The 15,877-nt window shown below is 61.1% G+C and carries 18 protein-coding genes; 5 read left to right on the top strand and 13 right to left on the bottom strand.

From position 1 onward, the window contains the following. Window positions 1-7 precede the first annotated feature (7 nt). Complete coding sequence (locus tag AC1RO0_RS24375) at window positions 8-1,285, bottom strand: imelysin family protein (protein WP_498595168.1); 1,278 nt, start codon at window positions 1,283-1,285, stop codon at window positions 8-10. A gap of 219 nt (window positions 1,286-1,504) precedes the next feature. On the opposite strand from AC1RO0_RS24375, the gene AC1RO0_RS24370 reads away from it, so the two are divergent. Then, window positions 1,505-2,008 (top strand): HPP family protein, encoded by a 504-nt coding sequence (locus AC1RO0_RS24370; protein ID WP_498595167.1) that lies wholly within the window; start codon window positions 1,505-1,507, stop codon window positions 2,006-2,008. A 6-nt stretch (window positions 2,009-2,014) separates the two neighbouring features. Here the strand turns inward: AC1RO0_RS24370 and AC1RO0_RS24365 are convergent, their stop codons facing one another. The 5 genes from AC1RO0_RS24365 to AC1RO0_RS24345 all read right to left on the bottom strand — a co-directional run bounded on the left by AC1RO0_RS24365 (window position 2,015) and on the right by AC1RO0_RS24345 (window position 7,023). Next, entirely contained in the window at window positions 2,015-3,304 is a 1,290-nt protein-coding gene (locus AC1RO0_RS24365) for an RsmB/NOP family class I SAM-dependent RNA methyltransferase (protein ID WP_498595166.1), read from the bottom strand. Between the two features lie 219 nt (window positions 3,305-3,523). Beyond that, window positions 3,524-3,892 carry a septal ring lytic transglycosylase RlpA family protein gene (locus AC1RO0_RS24360; RefSeq protein ID WP_012650848.1) on the bottom strand — a complete coding sequence of 123 codons (369 nt, stop codon included), beginning with the start codon at window positions 3,890-3,892 and terminating at the stop codon, window positions 3,524-3,526. A gap of 396 nt (window positions 3,893-4,288) precedes the next feature. Then, window positions 4,289-5,161 carry an SDR family oxidoreductase gene (locus tag AC1RO0_RS24355; protein ID WP_498595165.1) on the bottom strand — a complete coding sequence of 291 codons (873 nt, stop codon included), beginning with the start codon at window positions 5,159-5,161 and terminating at the stop codon, window positions 4,289-4,291. Then, window positions 5,161-6,318 carry a tRNA epoxyqueuosine(34) reductase QueG gene (gene queG, locus AC1RO0_RS24350; RefSeq protein WP_498595164.1) on the bottom strand — a complete coding sequence of 386 codons (1,158 nt, stop codon included), beginning with the start codon at window positions 6,316-6,318 and terminating at the stop codon, window positions 5,161-5,163. The genes AC1RO0_RS24355 and queG overlap by 1 nt, the downstream gene beginning before the upstream one ends. A 12-nt stretch (window positions 6,319-6,330) precedes the next feature. Continuing rightward, window positions 6,331-7,023, bottom strand: a complete 693-nt coding sequence (locus AC1RO0_RS24345; RefSeq protein WP_007702845.1) for a glutathione S-transferase family protein — start codon at window positions 7,021-7,023, stop codon at window positions 6,331-6,333. A gap of 152 nt (window positions 7,024-7,175) precedes the next feature. Between AC1RO0_RS24345 and AC1RO0_RS24340 the strand changes: the two genes are divergently transcribed. Continuing rightward, window positions 7,176-7,976: an undecaprenyl-diphosphate phosphatase gene (locus AC1RO0_RS24340; RefSeq protein WP_498595163.1), complete on the top strand. Its 801-nt coding sequence runs from the start codon at window positions 7,176-7,178 to the stop codon at window positions 7,974-7,976. Window positions 7,977-8,044: 68 nt separating this feature from the next. Here the strand turns inward: AC1RO0_RS24340 and AC1RO0_RS24335 are convergent, their stop codons facing one another. The 7 genes from AC1RO0_RS24335 to dnaN all read right to left on the bottom strand — a co-directional run bounded on the left by AC1RO0_RS24335 (window position 8,045) and on the right by dnaN (window position 13,145). Next, complete coding sequence (locus tag AC1RO0_RS24335) at window positions 8,045-8,209, bottom strand: hypothetical protein (protein WP_007702841.1); 165 nt, start codon at window positions 8,207-8,209, stop codon at window positions 8,045-8,047. A 284-nt stretch (window positions 8,210-8,493) separates the two neighbouring features. Continuing rightward, the gene (locus AC1RO0_RS24330) at window positions 8,494-9,474 is read right to left on the bottom strand and encodes a complex I NDUFA9 subunit family protein (protein ID WP_498595162.1); all 981 of its coding nucleotides are present in this window, start codon (window positions 9,472-9,474) and stop codon (window positions 8,494-8,496) included. Window positions 9,475-9,585: 111 nt separating this feature from the next. Then, window positions 9,586-9,873, bottom strand: coding sequence for a DUF1330 domain-containing protein (locus tag AC1RO0_RS24325; RefSeq protein ID WP_498595161.1), 288 nt, complete (start codon window positions 9,871-9,873; stop codon window positions 9,586-9,588). Between the two features lie 23 nt (window positions 9,874-9,896). Then, entirely contained in the window at window positions 9,897-10,589 is a 693-nt protein-coding gene (pyrF, locus tag AC1RO0_RS24320) for an orotidine-5'-phosphate decarboxylase (RefSeq protein WP_498595160.1), read from the bottom strand. 1 nt (window position 10,590) lies between these two features. Beyond that, window positions 10,591-11,178, bottom strand: a complete 588-nt coding sequence (locus AC1RO0_RS24315; RefSeq protein WP_498595159.1) for a histidine phosphatase family protein — start codon at window positions 11,176-11,178, stop codon at window positions 10,591-10,593. A 91-nt stretch (window positions 11,179-11,269) separates the two neighbouring features. Beyond that, on the bottom strand, window positions 11,270-11,863 hold the full coding sequence (gene pmtA / locus AC1RO0_RS24310) for a phospholipid N-methyltransferase PmtA (RefSeq protein WP_174163949.1): 594 nt from the start codon (window positions 11,861-11,863) through the stop codon (window positions 11,270-11,272). A 163-nt stretch (window positions 11,864-12,026) separates the two neighbouring features. Next, on the bottom strand, window positions 12,027-13,145 hold the full coding sequence (gene dnaN, locus AC1RO0_RS24305) for a DNA polymerase III subunit beta (RefSeq protein WP_153367160.1): 1,119 nt from the start codon (window positions 13,143-13,145) through the stop codon (window positions 12,027-12,029). A gap of 262 nt (window positions 13,146-13,407) precedes the next feature. On the opposite strand from dnaN, the gene rsmI reads away from it, so the two are divergent. From rsmI to AC1RO0_RS24290, 3 genes are all read left to right on the top strand, one after another. Then, the gene (rsmI, locus tag AC1RO0_RS24300; RefSeq protein ID WP_498595158.1) at window positions 13,408-14,316 is read left to right on the top strand and encodes a 16S rRNA (cytidine(1402)-2'-O)-methyltransferase; all 909 of its coding nucleotides are present in this window, start codon (window positions 13,408-13,410) and stop codon (window positions 14,314-14,316) included. Between the two features lie 6 nt (window positions 14,317-14,322). Then, on the top strand, window positions 14,323-14,694 hold the full coding sequence (locus AC1RO0_RS24295) for a YraN family protein (RefSeq protein WP_498595157.1): 372 nt from the start codon (window positions 14,323-14,325) through the stop codon (window positions 14,692-14,694). 103 nt (window positions 14,695-14,797) lie between these two features. After that, window positions 14,798-15,793 (top strand): endonuclease, encoded by a 996-nt coding sequence (locus AC1RO0_RS24290; protein WP_498595156.1) that lies wholly within the window; start codon window positions 14,798-14,800, stop codon window positions 15,791-15,793. Window positions 15,794-15,877 lie beyond the last annotated feature (84 nt).

Below are 15,877 nucleotides of genomic sequence, written 5' to 3'. Positions count from 1 at the left end.
CCCTTACTTACTTCTTGAAGACAGCGTTAGGATTATCCAGGCTGTCGGAGCCTTCAAGCTTGATCGTGCCGAGATCGAGAGCGGCGACGACGCGCTGGATGCTCTTCGTCTGGTCGAGCAGGCCGTCGATCGCCTTCTGGACGGTGGCGTTGCCGACCGTGTTGCCTTCACCGATCATCTGGTCGTACTTCTCGACCGTTTCGCCGCGATGAACCATGGCCTTCATGGCATCGAGCGTGGCGTTGAGCTTGGTTTCGACTTCCTTGTCGAGCGCCTTGTCCTTGGCTGCGACCAGGTCGTGCAGCGACGGGCCTTTCAGCTTCTTGCCGTCGATGCGCGTATAGTTGCCGTTATAGGCGGCAGCGATACCGATGGCGTCGTTGTTGTGCGAGTTGTAGGTGTTGTCCGAGAAGCAATCATGCTCTTCTTCCGGATCGTGCAGCAGCAGGCCGAGCTTCATGCGCTCACCGGCAAGTTCGCCGTAGGAGAGCGAGCCCATACCGGTCAGGATGGCCGCAAGGCCAGCCTTCGGATCGGCTTCGACATGCTTGGTGGCTTCGCCATCCGCCGTCCACTTTTCGGTCATTTCCTGCAGGTCGGAGACGAGCAGGGTCGAGGCCGACTTCAGATATTCGGCGCGGCGATCGCAATTGCCGTGCGTGCAATTCTTCAGGTCGTAGTCGGTGGCGGGACGTTCACCGGCGCCGGGACCGGTGCCGTGCAGGTCCTGACCCCAGAGCAGGAATTCGATGGCGTGATAGCCCGTGGCGACATTGGCTTCGACGCCGCCGGCCTGATGCAGCGTGCCCGAGAGGAATTCCGGCGTCAGATGCGAGGCGTCGACATCCTTGCCGTTGATCTTGATCGTCTTGTTGGCGATGACATTGGCGACATAGAGCGAGTTCTCGTCGCTCTCGGTGCCGTAGGAGGCGTCGACATAGTCGATCAGGCCTTCATCCAGCGGCCAGGAGTTCACCTTGCCTTCCCAATCGTCGACGATCGGATTGCCGAAACGGTAGACTTCCGACTGCTGGTAGGGAACACGCGCCTTGATCCAGGCAGCCTGGGCAGCCTTCAGCGCCTTGTCGCTGGGATTGGCAAGCAGGGCGTCGATGGCCTTGTCGAGCGCCTTCGCCGTGATCAGCGAGTCCTCATACTTGGCATGCGCGACTTCGGCATAGTGCTTGATGATGGCGGCTGGCTCAGGAGCCTTGGCGAGCACCGGAACGGCTGATGTAGCAACGGCCAGCGCCAAAGCGGCGGCTAAATTGATTTTCAATTTCATGTTCCCTCTCCTATGACGGCTGGGGGCTCCGTCAAAAACTTGGCGACTGGTGTCATGTATTAAAATTAAACTGGTGTCAAACGCTCTAGTTTGTGACGATTTTCGAAGATAGGAAATTACCGATTTAGGTCTCGCCAATGGAATAGATTTGCTTGAAAAAGTGGCAGATACAGTTCAAAAAATAGGCAAGTCGAGTCCAATCGAGTCTTCAAGCCCCCCATGCATCGCCATTTCAAGCATTTCATCCATCGTCATGAGCCGGAAGGCCACTGGCACGGACATCTGAAATCCGGCATCGGCGCGGTGACTGGCATGGTCGCGGTTGGCGGCTTGACGATCGCAACCGGCATTCCGCTGCTGATCGCCCCCTTCGGCGCGACGGCCGTGCTGATCTTCGGCCAGCCGAAAAGTCCGCTGGCCCAGCCGGCCAATGTGCTTGGCGGCTATCTGCTGGCGGCGCTGGTTGGCAGCCTTGCCATGGCGCTGTTTCCGGGTCTCTGGTGGGCGGCGGCCATTGCCGTTGGTCTGGCCATCGCCGGCATGCTGATGCTGCGGGTGACGCATCCGCCGGCGGGCGCCGTGCCGCTGGTGGCGCTCGGCTCGAATCTGTCGGCCTGGACGCTGTTTACGGTGGTCGGTCTCGGCGGCCTGCTCTTGATCGCCATCGCCGTGCTGCATCATCTCATCCCGCCGAAACAGCAATATCCGCTGCGGGCGGAATGAACTTAACTACGGCTTGCGCTGCAGGCGGCAGAAGAAGAAGCCGTCGGTATCGGTCGATGCCGGCGTCAGCGTGATGGTCTTGCCGTCCGACGAGCGCGGCTTCGGCGCGTCGTTGCCGAACAGCTTTTCCCAGGAACTCAGCGCCTCGACCACCTCGAACTCCGGATTGTTGGCGGCGAAACGGTTGACCTGCGTCTCGTTTTCGTCCGGCAGGACCGAGCAGGTGACATAGAGCAACGCGCCGCCGGGGCGAACGAATTCGCCGGCCTGGGCCAGCGCTTCCTGCTGCTGGCTGATGCGTTCGTCGAGGTTCTTCTGCGTCAGCCGCCATTTCGTATCGGGACGGCGGCGCCAGGTGCCGGTGCCGGTGCAGGGCGCGTCGACCAGAACCTTGTCGAATTTGCCGCGCAGGGCAAGCAGGGCGTTGCGCTCGTCGTGAACCTGGACATTGCGCGTGCCGGCGCGCTTCAATCGCTCGATGATCGGCGCCAGCCGCCGGCGATCGGTATCATAGGCGTGGACCTGGCCCTTATTATGCATTGCCGCCGACATGGCGAGCGTCTTGCCGCCGCCACCGGCGCAATAGTCGAGCACCTGGTCGCCCTCTTGCGGCAGGACGAGATCGGCAACGATCTGCGAGCCCTCATCCTGAACCTCGAACCAGCCCTTCTGGAAGGAGAGCTCGGCAGTGACGTTCGGCAGGCGCGAAGCGCCTTCGCCGGCGGGAATGCGGATGCCATTGCGGGCGATCTTCGAGGCCTGGGCTCCGGCGCGCTCCAGCGCCTTGACCGCCTTGTCACGGCTGGCTTTCAGCGCGTTGGCGCGCAGGTCGAGCGTCGGCCGCTCGGCAAGCGCCTGTGCCTCGGCCAGCCAGCTATCGCCGAAAGCCTGCTGGAAGGAATGTTCGACCCATTCGGGGATATCGCCCTGGATATGGCGAGGGGCATCATCGAGCTTGCGGGCGGCAAAAGCGGCCAGTGCCTCGGCGCTCGGTGCCTCCGGCGCGAACTTGTCGCCATCGAGTTCGGCGGCCAGCGCCTCGGGCGTCAGGCCCCATTGGCGAAAGAGAACGGCATGGGCGAGTGCGGAGGGGCTGTCGTCGCCCATCAGCCAGGCATGCGACAGCCGCATGCGCAAAGCGTCGTAGACGATATTGCCGATCGCGGCCCGGTCGCCGGAGCCGGCGAAGCGATGGGCAAGTCCCCAATCCTTCAGGGCGTCGGCCACCGGTCGCTTGCGCGTTTCGATATCGGCAAGAACTTCGATGGCACCCTGCAGCCGGCCGCCCAAACGCATTCACTACTCTCCTGCTTGGCGCATGGCCCCGAACATCACGATCGATAGTCGGAAAGGTTCATGCGCGCATCGTGATGTCGCTGACACCTCATCAATCCGCACGAAGATATAGCACATGGCGGCAGATTATTGAGACGTCTCAACCGCGTGGTAGCCGCGATTGACGGAGAGAGCAAGCATTACGCCAAAACGCCGGATCGTTACCGGCGAATTCGCGGATTACCTGGAAGCGACGATTTCGTAGCAGACCTTGGCCGTGCCGGAGGAAACCATGCCGATATCCTGTGCGGCTGCACGGGAAAGATCGAGTACCCGGCCCCGAATGAAAGGTCCGCGATCATTGATGCGAACGACGACGCTGCGGCCGTTATTGCGGTTGGTGACCTTCAGACGTGTGCCGAAGGCAAGCGAGCGATGAGCGGCAGTAAGACGAGAGGAACTCATCCGTTCCCCGGAAGCAGTCTTGGTGGTTCCGCCGTACCATGATGCACCCCCGCATCCCGTTGCTGCAAATGCATCCGTGGAAAGGAAAGCAAAAGAGGCGGATATAGTCGCGGCGATCGCAATAGCACGATTGATTTTCTTCAAACCGATTTTTCCCTCAAGCAATTGAACTTGCGCCCAGCAGGCGGTGGGGGCTTAAATCGGGCGAAAAATGGCGAAAAAGTGCCTCCATTGATCACGGAATGTTACAGACTGTAACATTTGTGATTCCAGGCAATTAATATGACAAGGTGTCGAAAAAGCCGGTTCTTGGAAAAAACCTAATGGAATCAGTTAAAAACTGAATAAATTTTCTTGGACTTGCGGCGTGATGCGAAAGATCACGAAAATCGGAAAAATAATTTTCCGACTTTGCCATAATCGCTGCCGCATTTGTGCAATTTTAGAGATCGTTAACCACAAATGCGGAGCAAATTGAACTAGGATGGGTGGCTTAGTAGGAATTTTCGTGCGAAATGGCTGTGATAAATCGAGGCTTGTTCAGCCGCGCCAGCGTCCCGAAGCCCATAATTCGGCGAGCGACATGCGGTATTCCGGATAGCGGAAAAGGAAGCCGAGGGAGCGCAGTTTTGCGTTCGAAACGCGCTTGTTCTCGCCATAGAACGAACGTGCCATCGGCGTCAGTTCCGCCGTCTCGAAAGGTTGTTCCGGCGGCGGCTCGACGCCCATCAGGCGGGCCGCTTCGACAATGATATCCTGCGGCGCGGTCGGTTCGTCGTCCGTGACATTATAGATGCCGCCGAGACGGCGGTCCGAGAGGAACTTGGCGCAGGCGCCGATGTCCTCGACACGGATGCGGTTGAACACCTGGTTGGCCTTGATCAGTCGCCGCGCTGTACCCTTTTCCAGATTGCTGAAGGCATTGCGGCCGGGACCATAGATGCCGGCAAGCCTGAGCACGGCGACCGGAATGCCAAGCCGTATCCCGACACGCAGCCATCCATCCTCCGCCTCGACGCGCTCGACGGAGCGGCTGGAAACCGGATGCAGCGATGTCTCCTCGTTGATCCACGCGCCCTTGTGATCGCCATAGACGCCGACGGTGGAAAGATATCCGATCCATTCGAGCTTCGGCATCAGCGTGGTGACATCGAGATGCGCCAGCCTGAGCAGCGGATCGCCCGCCGTACCCGGAGCGATCGATTGAATAAGGTGCGTGGCGGATTTCATCGCCTCGGCGAGCGCCGGATCGAGCGTCTCACCGTCGAAGAGGAAGGCTTCCACGCCTTGCCTGGTGAGAAGATCGGCCTTGTCCGCCGAGCGAGTCGTGCCGGTGATGCGAATGCCGGAGCCGGCGAAGGCCTTGGCGATGGCGGTTCCCGAATAGCCGCAGCCGAAAATCATCACATGCATCACGCCACTCCCGCCAGTTTCCATTCGGCGCGGACATCCGCGTCCGGCTCGTCGGTTCTTTCTGCAGCAAAAGCGAGGAATTCGCCAGCCGTCATCAGCCGCGACAGCGCCCAGACGGCCATGCCGCGCACAACAGGCGAGGGATCGGCGGAGAGACGACGGCAGGCTGCGATCAAGGTGCGATCATAGGAATTGCCGGCGGCGATCAGCACGTTGCGGATGAAGCGGTCGCGGCCGATGCGCTTGACCGGCGAACCACTGAAAAAGGCGCGGAAGGCGGCATCGTCGAGATCAAGCAGAAAGGCGATCGACGGTTCCTTGAGGTCGTCTCGGGCAACGAGCTTCATCTCTGAAGCGGAATTGGCGAACTTGTTCCAGGGACAGGCGGCAAGACAGTCATCGCAGCCATAGATGCGATTGCCGATCAGCGGCCGGAGCAGCGGGTCGATCGGTCCTTTATGCTCTATGGTGAGATAGGAGATGCAGCGGCGCGCGTCGAGTTGGTAGGGCGCCGGGAAGGCCGCCGTCGGACAGGCGTCGAGGCAGGCGCGGCAGGAACCGCAATGATCGATCTCGGGCTGGTCCGGAGCCAGATCGGCGGTGGTGAACATCGAGCCCAGAAACAGCCAGGAGCCATGCGTGCGGCTGACGAGGTTGGTGTGCTTGCCCTGCCAGCCGAGCCCGGCAGCGGCCGCCAGCGGCTTTTCCATGACAGGTGCTGTATCGACGAAGACCTTGACGTCCTCCTGCGAGCGCGCCGCAAAACGAGTGGCGATCTCCTTCAGTCGGCCCTTGATGACGTCGTGATAGTCGCGGTTGCGGGCATAGACGGAGATGGCCGCCTTGTCCGGTTTCTCCAGAATGCCGCGCGGATCTTCATCAGGACCGTAATTCAGGCCGAAGACGGCGATGGAGCGCACATCGCTCCAGAGCATGCGCGGATCGCCGCGGCGCTCGCGGGTCTCTTCCATCCACGCCATGGTGCCGTGGTAGCCCTGCTCCAGGAACTGGTCGAGCCTGACGCTGGCGTCTGGAATGGCATCCGGCCGGGTGATGCGACAGAGATCGAAGCCCTGCGCCCGTGCTTCGTCGCGCAGAAAGGCGGTCAGCGTCTGCCGCCGCCTGCTTTCCTTTTCCGCTGCACGGTCTTCGGGCATGGCGAGCCCTCGTCAGAAATCCAGATCGGCGTAGTGCGATACCGGCGTGATGGCGCGTACACGCTCCGCCAGGATCGGGCGGAAGGACGGGCGCGATTTCATCCGTTGGTACCATTCCTTGACAACGGGCGATTCCGCCCAGTCGATCTCGCCGAGATAGTCGAGAACGGAAATCGAGGCGGCCGCCGCGAGATCCGCATAGCTCAGCCGGTCGCCGGCGAGCCATTGCCTGGAGCCTGCGAGCCAGGAGAGATATTTCATGTGCTGGCGGATATTGCCGCGCGCCATTCGCATCAGCTTCGAATCGGGCGCACCGCCGCCCTGATCGGCGGTCATCTGTAGTTTGTAGACCCGCTCGCGCACCAGCGGCCGCGTCACGTCCTGTTCCATCTTTTGCATGAACCATTCCGTCAGCCGGCGGATTTCCGCGCGTTGGAACGGGTCTTCGGCCAGAAGCCGGCGATCGCGCTTCAGCACGCCATGGGTCTCGTCGAGATACTCGGAAATCACGGTCGCGCCGCAGAGCGCCCGCATGCTGTCGTCAACATAGACCGGCAGGGTGCCAGCAGGGTTGAGCGCCAGGAAGTCGCGTCGCTTTTCCCACGTCTGTTCCTCGATCAGTTCCGTCTGATAGCCGTATTCGGTCAGGATCAGACGGACGAACCGTGACGGAGATGACATGGAGTGATGATACAGCGTCGGCATTGATACTCGGGCTTTTGTGATTGATGCTTATAGGCGGTTCGGGTTCGTCATGATTGCGACCCTAGTCATGCGTCATCGGTTGAAGCTATAGGAGCTTGGCCTAGTTAACACAAGCGAATCGGGCCGCCCCGCCGTTTGACAAAGGACACAATATGGCTGAACAAATTATTATCGCGCTGGTTTTGGGCCTCGTGGAAGGCCTTACGGAGTTTATTCCCGTCTCCTCCACGGGTCATTTGATATTGATTGGACATTTTCTCGGCTTCAAATCCGCAGGCACCTTCGAAGTTCTGATCCAGCTCGGTGCGATTCTCGCCATCCTGCTCGTCTATTTCAACCGCCTCGTTCAAATTGCCAAGGCCTTGCCGGTCAGCGTCAAGGCGCGGCATTTCGTGCTGGCCGTCCTCTTCGGCTTCTTGCCGGCCGCGGTCATCGGCGCGCTCGCCCATGATTTCATCAAGGGCGTGCTGTTCGAGACGCCCGTTCTCATCTGTATTTCGCTCATTCTCGGCGGCATCGTCCTGCTCGTCATCGACAGGATCGAGTTCAAGCCGAGATATACCAGCGCCTACGATTTCTCGTGGCCGATGGCGATCAAGATCGGCTTCTTCCAGTGCCTGGCGATGATCCCCGGCACCTCGCGATCCGGCTCGACCATCGTCGGAGCCCTGCTTCTCGGTGCGGACAAGCGCTCGGCGGCGGAGTTTTCCTTCTTCCTCGCCATGCCGACCATGGTCGGCGCTTTCACGCTGGATCTCTGGAAGAGCCGCAACGACCTCAGCTTCGCCGACGGCCAGCTGATCGTCATCGGTTTCGTCGCCGCCTTCATCACCGCGCTGTTCGTGGTTCGGGCCTTGCTCGACTTCGTCTCGCGTCGCGGCTACGCCCCCTTCGCATGGTGGCGTATCGGCGTCGGCGTTCTCGGCCTGATCGGGCTTTACACCGTCGGCTGAGTGACAAGACGCATATCAAAAGCTGAAGACAATTAAGGCCGGTGAGAACCGGCCTTTTTCATGCTCGATCAGTTCGAGGATGAAGCGTCGATGGAGCCCGTCGTGCAGGGATCGACGCCATAGGTCGGCGTGCATTCACCCTTGACCGAAGCGATGCTGCCACGGGCCATAAACGAGCCCGCGAGGATCACCAGTGCCGCGCACGCAAACAGAAGCGCGATAGACTTGCCCATCGAAAAATGCCTTTCCGCAGAAGTAGAGCGCGCCACGAATTGGCTCCTTGGGTAAGCCTCTGGACGCGCGGTTGTGTTAGTCAGTGATGTGACCAATAGCAATAAATCTTCATGTTAAATTTGACGTTAATGCTACTATTTTTGGGGTGCGTCTTTTCGGCAACGCCAGGCTGTGAATCAAGCCGGCGAGGGGTGCGCTTTCAAGGCAAAAGTGTGGCCGCGGAAACGAGAACGCCGCCTGGGCGAAACCAGACGGCGCTTGAGTTTCTCAAAGGATGGAAGCGTCAGGCAGCCTTGCCGGAACCGGTGAACTGGCCCTGCGGGCGATAGCGCACCAGATAGGACGGCAGCACGGAGATGAGGAGCGTCGGCAGCAGGCCAATGCCCTTCAGCGTCCGTCCCTCTGCTTCGGCTTCCTTGGAAACCACATTGTCGCTCTTCAGCAGCGTCACCTGATCGGCTGTGATCGGCGGCGCGATGAGCGGCAGCAACGACGTGATGCTGGCGATCGTGGAAAAGAAGCTGAACGGCAGGGAGACGAGCGGCTTTTTGCGGTTGACGACCGCAAGCGTGGTCTCGAGACATTCGCGGAAGGACAGCACTTCCGGGCCGCCGAGTTCATAGATCGTGCCGGCCTTCAGCTTGCCGTCGACGCCACGAGCAACGGCTTCGGCGACATCCTCGACATAAACGGGTTGGAACTTCGTCTTGCCGCCGCCGATCAGCGGCAGGAAGGGTGCCGAGCGCGACATGTCCGCGAACTTGTTGAAGAAGCCGTCTTCCGGTCCGAAGACGATCGACGGCCGCAGGATGACGGCATCCGGCTTGATCGAGAGAATGGCAGCTTCGGCGCGGCCCTTGGTGCGGGCATAGGCCGAGGGCGAATTGACGTTGGCGCCCAGGGCCGAGACATGGGTCAGCGAAGCGCCGACGCCGCGGGCTGCTTCCGCTACGGCCTTGGCGCCGAATTCCTGCACGGCGTCGAACGTGTTGCGGCCGCTTTCGGCGAGAATGCCGACGCAGTTGACCACATGCTGCGCGCCTTCGACGGCGCGATCGATGGAGTTGCGGTAGCGCAGGTTCGCCTGGACGATCGAAATCTGGCCGAGATTGCCCTGCGGCTGCAGGTAACCGGCGAGATCGGGACGGCGAACGGCGACACGGATGCGGTAGCCGCGCTTGGCGAGCGCGCGCACGACATGCCGCCCGATGAAGCCTGATCCTCCGAACACGGTTACGAGCGGCGGAAGGTTGGACAGGGTCATGGCAGGCTCCTCGAAAGGCTTAGATGGGGCTGATCTGGTTTCGTCTTAGCCGATCCGAGGGCCGAGGTGAAGTGCCATCGCGCCGCATCGTCGAGCTGCTTTTTGAATGCGTTAAACGCCCTCGACGACAACCATTTCCGCGTCTGCCACTTCCTGGCGGATTTTGGCGGCGATCTGGTATTCCGGCGAGTTGTAGCAATCGACGGCATGTTGCAGCGACGGGAATTCGATGACGACGTTGCGGCTGCGCGCCTGGCCTTCCAGCGGCGTGAAAGCACCGCCGCGAGCCAGAAAATTCGCGCCATATCGCTCGAAAGCCGGCTTGGCGGCGGCAACGTAGTCCTTGTAGCGCTCAAGGTCGCGAACATCGACGCGAGCGATCCAGTATCCCTTTGCCATCTAGGCCTCCCTATATCTTGAAATTAGAGTGCGGCATCCATTTCCGCGAGGATAGCGCGGGCGGCCTCTCTCGGGTCGGCCGCCTTGACGATCGGCCGTGCCACCACGAGATGGCTCGATCCGGCCCTGATGCCCTCGGCTGGCGTCATCACGCGCTTCTGGTCGCCCTTGTCGCTACCGGCAGGGCGGATGCCGGGGGTGACCAGCGCCATATCGGGGCCGATGATCTTGCGCACGGCCGAGGCTTCCTCGGCGGAGCAGACGATACCGCCCATGCCGGCGAGGAGTGCCTGTTCGGCGCGGCGCAGCACCAGCGTATGCGGGTCGTATTCATATCCTGCGGCGATAAGGTCTTCCTCGTCCATCGAGGTCAGCACTGTGACGCCGAGCAGGCAAAGGTTAGAACCCTTGGCCGCAGCCACAGCTGCCTTCATCGCCTTCGGATAGGCATGCAGCGTCAGCATCGACATGCCCATCTTGACGATATTCTCGACGCCGGAGGCGACGGTGTTGTCGATATCGAGCAGCTTCATGTCGAGGAAGATCTTTTTGCCGTCCTTGGCAAGATCGCGGGCAAATTCCAGCCCGCCGGCAAAGGCGAGCTGATAGCCGATCTTATAATAGAGAATATCATCGCCGAGGGCGCTGACGACCTTTTCGGCCTCCTGAAGGTTTGGAACATCCAGTCCAACGATCAAGCGGTCGCGCGCGGTCATCTCAAGCCCATCCCTGCCAATTTTCCATAGGCGTCCAGTCGCATGAGACGGCGCGCTTCGCAAGATCGAATGCGAAAAGATTGCCGCCGCCCGGTGGTTGATCACCCTGGCGCGCGATCGGCTTGCCCTCGAGATGGCATTTCAGCAGCGTGCCGACGCCGCCATGACCGACAAAGGCGATGGGTATTAGCGGATCATGCCGCGCAAGAACGGTGTTCACCTGGGAAACGATCCGCGTCTGTGCATCGATGGCGCGCTCCCAGCCTTTGAAGCTTTCATGCGGATGGGCAAAGAACCAGTCCGCCGCCTTCTCGAATTCCGGCGGGGCCAAGAAGCCTGTGGCGCTGCGGTCGTTCTCATGGGTGGCTTCGATGATTTCTACCGCCGCGCCGCTCGCCGCCGCCAGGGCCTCGGCCGTCTCGATCGCCTTGCGCTCGGCGCTGGAAACGATCAGGCCGAGCTTGCCGGCCCAGTCCCGGGTCGCGGCTAGCTGTGCCCGCGCCGCGCCGATCTCGGACAGGCTCCATTCCGGCACCGGAACCGTGGGGTCGATACGCACCTGCGGGTGGGTGATGTAGAGAGCGAACATCGGCAACGGGATCCTATTCTGCGGAAGAAGCTTCGGAGCCGAAATATGTCCTATCGAATGATGACGGCAAGATGACTCTTCGGAGCCAGGCTCAGCCGCGCCGATAGATCCAGAGCTGCGCCGGCGGGATGTTGCGGACGATGAAGTCGAAATGCTGGATGTGGTAGCGATCCGGCCGGGCGATGATCGGCGAAACCGGACCGTAGGAAATCTGCACGACCGGGCGGCCGGGCGGCATGCGATCCAGCAGGCTTTCGAGCAGGGCGACGCGCGCCTTCATCGGGAAGTTCAGCAGCGGGATGCCGGAAATGACGGAATCGAAGGTCTGGCCGCGCAGCACGCCGAGCGTCGTGTCGAGATCGAAGGCGTCGCCATTGATGAAGTTGACGCCGGCGTAACGGCGGACGAGGTGGTTGTAGAAGTCGGTGGAATATTCGATGGCGACAAGGTTCTGCGGCTCGACGCCGCGCGCCAGGATCGCCTTGGTGATCGCGCCGGTTCCGGGGCCGAGTTCCAACACCGGCAGGCCGGATTGCAGGTTGATGACGCTCGCCATCTTGCGGGCGGTGATCGAGGAGGTCGGAACGATCGAACCGACGGTTTTCGGCCCCTGCATCATGCCTTTGAAGAAACGGATCTCCTCATCGAATTTCTTGCCAAGCCGTTCCTTGAGACGCAGCGCCATGCTCTCCCCCACCAGTTTTTACAGTTACGACTCACATATCGCTGATGTCTAATCTTGCAATACTGTGACGCAATAACAAAAGAAAATGTCGCAATCAACGCGCGTTAAAATAAAAGCGCCCTTCCCGTGTCCAAGAGAACGCGGGAAGGGCGCTTTGGTTTCGCTAGACGCGCATCGGCATCAAAACATAAAGGGCGTCATCGCCGGCCGTGTCGCGGATCAGCGTCGGCGAGCCGGCATCGGCAAGCAGGAAGATCGCGGCGTCACCGGACAGCTGTGCGGTGATGTCGAGCAGGTATTTGGCGTTGAAGCCGATTTCCATTGCATCCGTGTCATAGCCGACGGCGACTTCTTCCGTCGCACTTCCGGAATCCGGATTGTTGACCGTCAAGAGCAGCTGACCGTCCGACAGTGCCAGCTTCACGGCGCGGCCGCGCTCGGAGGAGATGGTGGAGACGCGGTCGACGGCCTGGGCAAAGGACTGGCAATCGACCCGCATTTCCTTGTCGTTATTGGTCGGGATGACGCGCTGATAATCGGGGAAGGTGCCGTCGATCAGCTTCGAGGTCATGACGATCGAGCCGATCGTGGTGCGGATCTTGGCGTCCGACACTTCGACGGTGACGATGACATCGGGGCTGTCGACCAGCTTCTGCAACTCACCGACCGTCTTGCGCGGGATGATGATACCCGGCATGCCTTCCGAGCCCGAAGGCGCGCTGACATCGGCGCGGGCGAGGCGGTGGCCGTCGGTGGCAACGGCCCTGAGCTTCAGGTCGCCTTCGCTTTCGATCGTGTGGAAGAAGATGCCGTTCAGATAATAGCGGGTCTCTTCGGTGGAGATCGCAAATTGCGTCCGGTCGATCAGCATCTTCAGATCCGATGCCTTCAGCTTGAAGGAATGGCTGAAGCTGCCGGCGGTGAGATCCGGAAAGTCGGATTCCGGCAGGCATTGCAGCGAGAATTTCGAGCGCCCGGAGGCAACGGTCATCGAGCCGCCGTCGGGATTGGTGGCCAGAAGCACTTCCGAACCGTCCGGCAGCTTGCGCACGATGTCATAGAGAAGATGCGCCGGGACGGTGGTGGCGCCGGCCTGCTCGACATTGGCGGGGGTTGCCTCGGTGATTTCCAGATCAAGGTCGGTCGCCTTCATGTCGAGGTTCGCACCCTCGGCCTTCAGCAATACGTTGGACAGGATCGGGATCGTATTGCGACGCTCGACCACGCGATGGACGTGGTTCAGCGACTTCAGGAGGTTCGACCGCTCAATTGTAATACGCATGGATGCTATCGCTTTCGACCGTGACTGCCCGGGCGGTCCGACGCGCCCGAAGGATATGGTTCCGAGCGGCCCCGAAGGGAGCGCCCCGAAGATTGGACGGGCAAAATGACAGAACTCAGCATGCGAATGCAAGAGGCATCGGGATATGCTGCACGTCATTTCAGTAAATGATGGGGAAAGCTCACAGGATTTGCTGTGCACTTGCCGTCAGACGACGCCTCGCCCATAAAGGCGATGAATCCGAGACGAATTCAGGACAGGCATGAACGAAGAACATTCCAGCGGCGGAACGCGCAGCTTCCGCTTGCACAACCATACGGTTCCCGCCCGTCCGCTCGAGCCGGCGCTCTATCTTGTCGCGACCCCGATCGGCAATCTCGGCGATATCACGCTCAGGGCACTGGAAACCCTGGCGGGCGCCGATGTCCTTGCCTGCGAGGATACCCGCGTCACCCGCGTCCTGCTCGATCGTTACGGCATCCAGAACAGGCCCTATGCCTATCATGAGTACAATGCCGACGAGGTCGGGCCGCGCCTGCTGCAGGCGCTGGAGGCCGGTCGCTCGGTGGCGCTGGTCTCCGATGCCGGCACGCCGCTGGTCTCCGATCCCGGTTACCGGCTGGCGCAGCAGGCAATCGAGGCCGGATATCGCGTCGTGCCCATTCCCGGCGCTTCGGCGCCGCTGGCAGCACTCGTCGGCTCCGGCCTCCCCAATGACGCCTTTCTCTTCGCGGGTTTCCTGCCGACCAAGGACAAGGGCAAGCGCGACCGGCTGACGGAGCTCGCTAGCGTTCCCGCCACGCTGATCTTCTTCGAATCGCCGCACCGCATCGCCGCGACATTGGCCTCCGCCGCCGATGTGCTCGGCGCAGAGCGCCGTGGCGCCGTCGGCCGCGAGCTGACCAAGACCTTCGAGGAGTTCCGTCGCGGCACGCTCGCCGAACTCGCGGCATTTTACGACACGGTCGATAACGTCAAGGGCGAAATCGTCTGGCTGGCCGGCCCGCCGATGGAAGTCGTCACGCCGGAGGCCGATATAGAGGCCATGCTCCGCGATCTCTCCAAGACCATGCCGACCGCCAAGGCGGCGGCAGAAGCCGCGCGCCTGACTGGCCTGCCGCGCAAGGATCTCTATCAGCGCCTGCTCGACATGAAGGCGCAGCCCGAGTGAAACACTATGAGCGGTGAGACGGGCGGAAAGTTGAAACGCCAGAAAGCCTGGCGGCGCGGCCATGTCTCCGAATATCTCGCCGCTGCTTTCCTTCTGCTCAAAGGCTACCGCATCCTCGCCATCCGGCATCGCACCAAGCTCGGCGAAATCGACATCATCGCCCGCAAAGGCGATCTCGCCGTCTTCGTGGAGGTCAAGGCCAGGCGTGGCGAACAGGAAGCGATCGATGCCGTCTCCTTTTCCGCGCAGAAACGCATCCATGCCGCAAGCGACCTCTGGCTTGCCCGCCAGCCGGACTACGCCCTGCTATCGCAGCGCTACGACATCGTCGCTATCCTGCCCGGCCGTTGGCCCCGGCATTTTCAGGATGCGTTTTGAAGCCGGTATCACGGAGCCGTCATAAAACGCGCCTATTGCCGGACGATCCGCGCCATGCCGCTTCAAGGCATAGGTGCTCTATCCCATCTCAACAGGCCTCGTCATGATCCACAGCACCGTTTCCGAATTCGCCGTTCCCTCGCAGGAGGAGCGCAAAAGCTTTATTTCCCTGGAAAAGACCCCCGCCATCCACGCCGTGACGCTGGCGTCGCTTGCCTGCATGAACACGGTGCGTGTTGGTGGCGTGGCTGGCCAGGGGCGGTCGCTTGCTTTCCCCTTTACGGTGGCCGCCTGGAATCTGGAGCGTTGCCTTTTCCCTCTCGAATCCGCCGCCAAGCTGAAAGCGACAGGTGCGCCGCTGGTGCTGCTTTCGGAAATGGATGAAGGCATGGCGCGCACGGAGCAACGCGACCCGACCGCCATCCTCGCCAGCGAGCTGGGCATGAATTATGCCTATGGCATCGAATTCCTCGAACTGAGCCTCAGCTCCGAGATCGAGCGGTCCTTCTGCAAGGACGATGTCAACGAGAAGGGTTTCCATGGCAATGCGCTGATGGCCTCGACGGCGCTGAAGGATGTCTTCCTGTTTCGCCTGCCGGGCGAGGCCGTCTGGTTCAAGGACAGCAACGAGCAGCCGCGCGTCGGTGAGCGCTGCGCCATTGGCGCTGTCGTCGAGACCGAAGCCGGTCCCTTCGTCGCTGTCTCCGTGCATCTCGAAAGTGTCGCCACCGTCGCCTATCGCGAGCGCCAGATGGCGGCACTGATCGATGCCGTCGAGGCCTATGCTCCCGGCCTGCCGATCCTGATCGGCGGCGATCTCAACACCGGCAATCACACCGGCGGCGATTTCAGGACGGATACGCTTTTCGCCATGGCAGAAGCTCGTGGCTTCGAATGCCATGGCGGGTCGCTCGATCTGACGAGCACGCGCCCGAGCCTCATCACCCGTTTTCCCGACCGCACCATGAAGCTCGACTGGTTCCTGAGCCGCGGCCTGAGGATCGGCGAAAGCCATCTGGTCTCTTCGCTGAATGAGGACGGCAAGCCGCTTTCCGATCATGACATGATCGTCTGCACCATCGAGGGTTTTGCGGCCTAAGTCCGCAACCGTTAAAATGCAGGGCTTTTCCTGAACCGTGCCGTTACCCTTCTATGCCATGAAGGCTCGGACGCGCATGGAATT

The organism is Rhizobium sp. GW821-FHT14E12, assembly GCF_058803745.1.
Note: the sequence above shows the minus strand (reverse complement) of the source record. Positions and strands in the feature narration are given on the sequence as shown.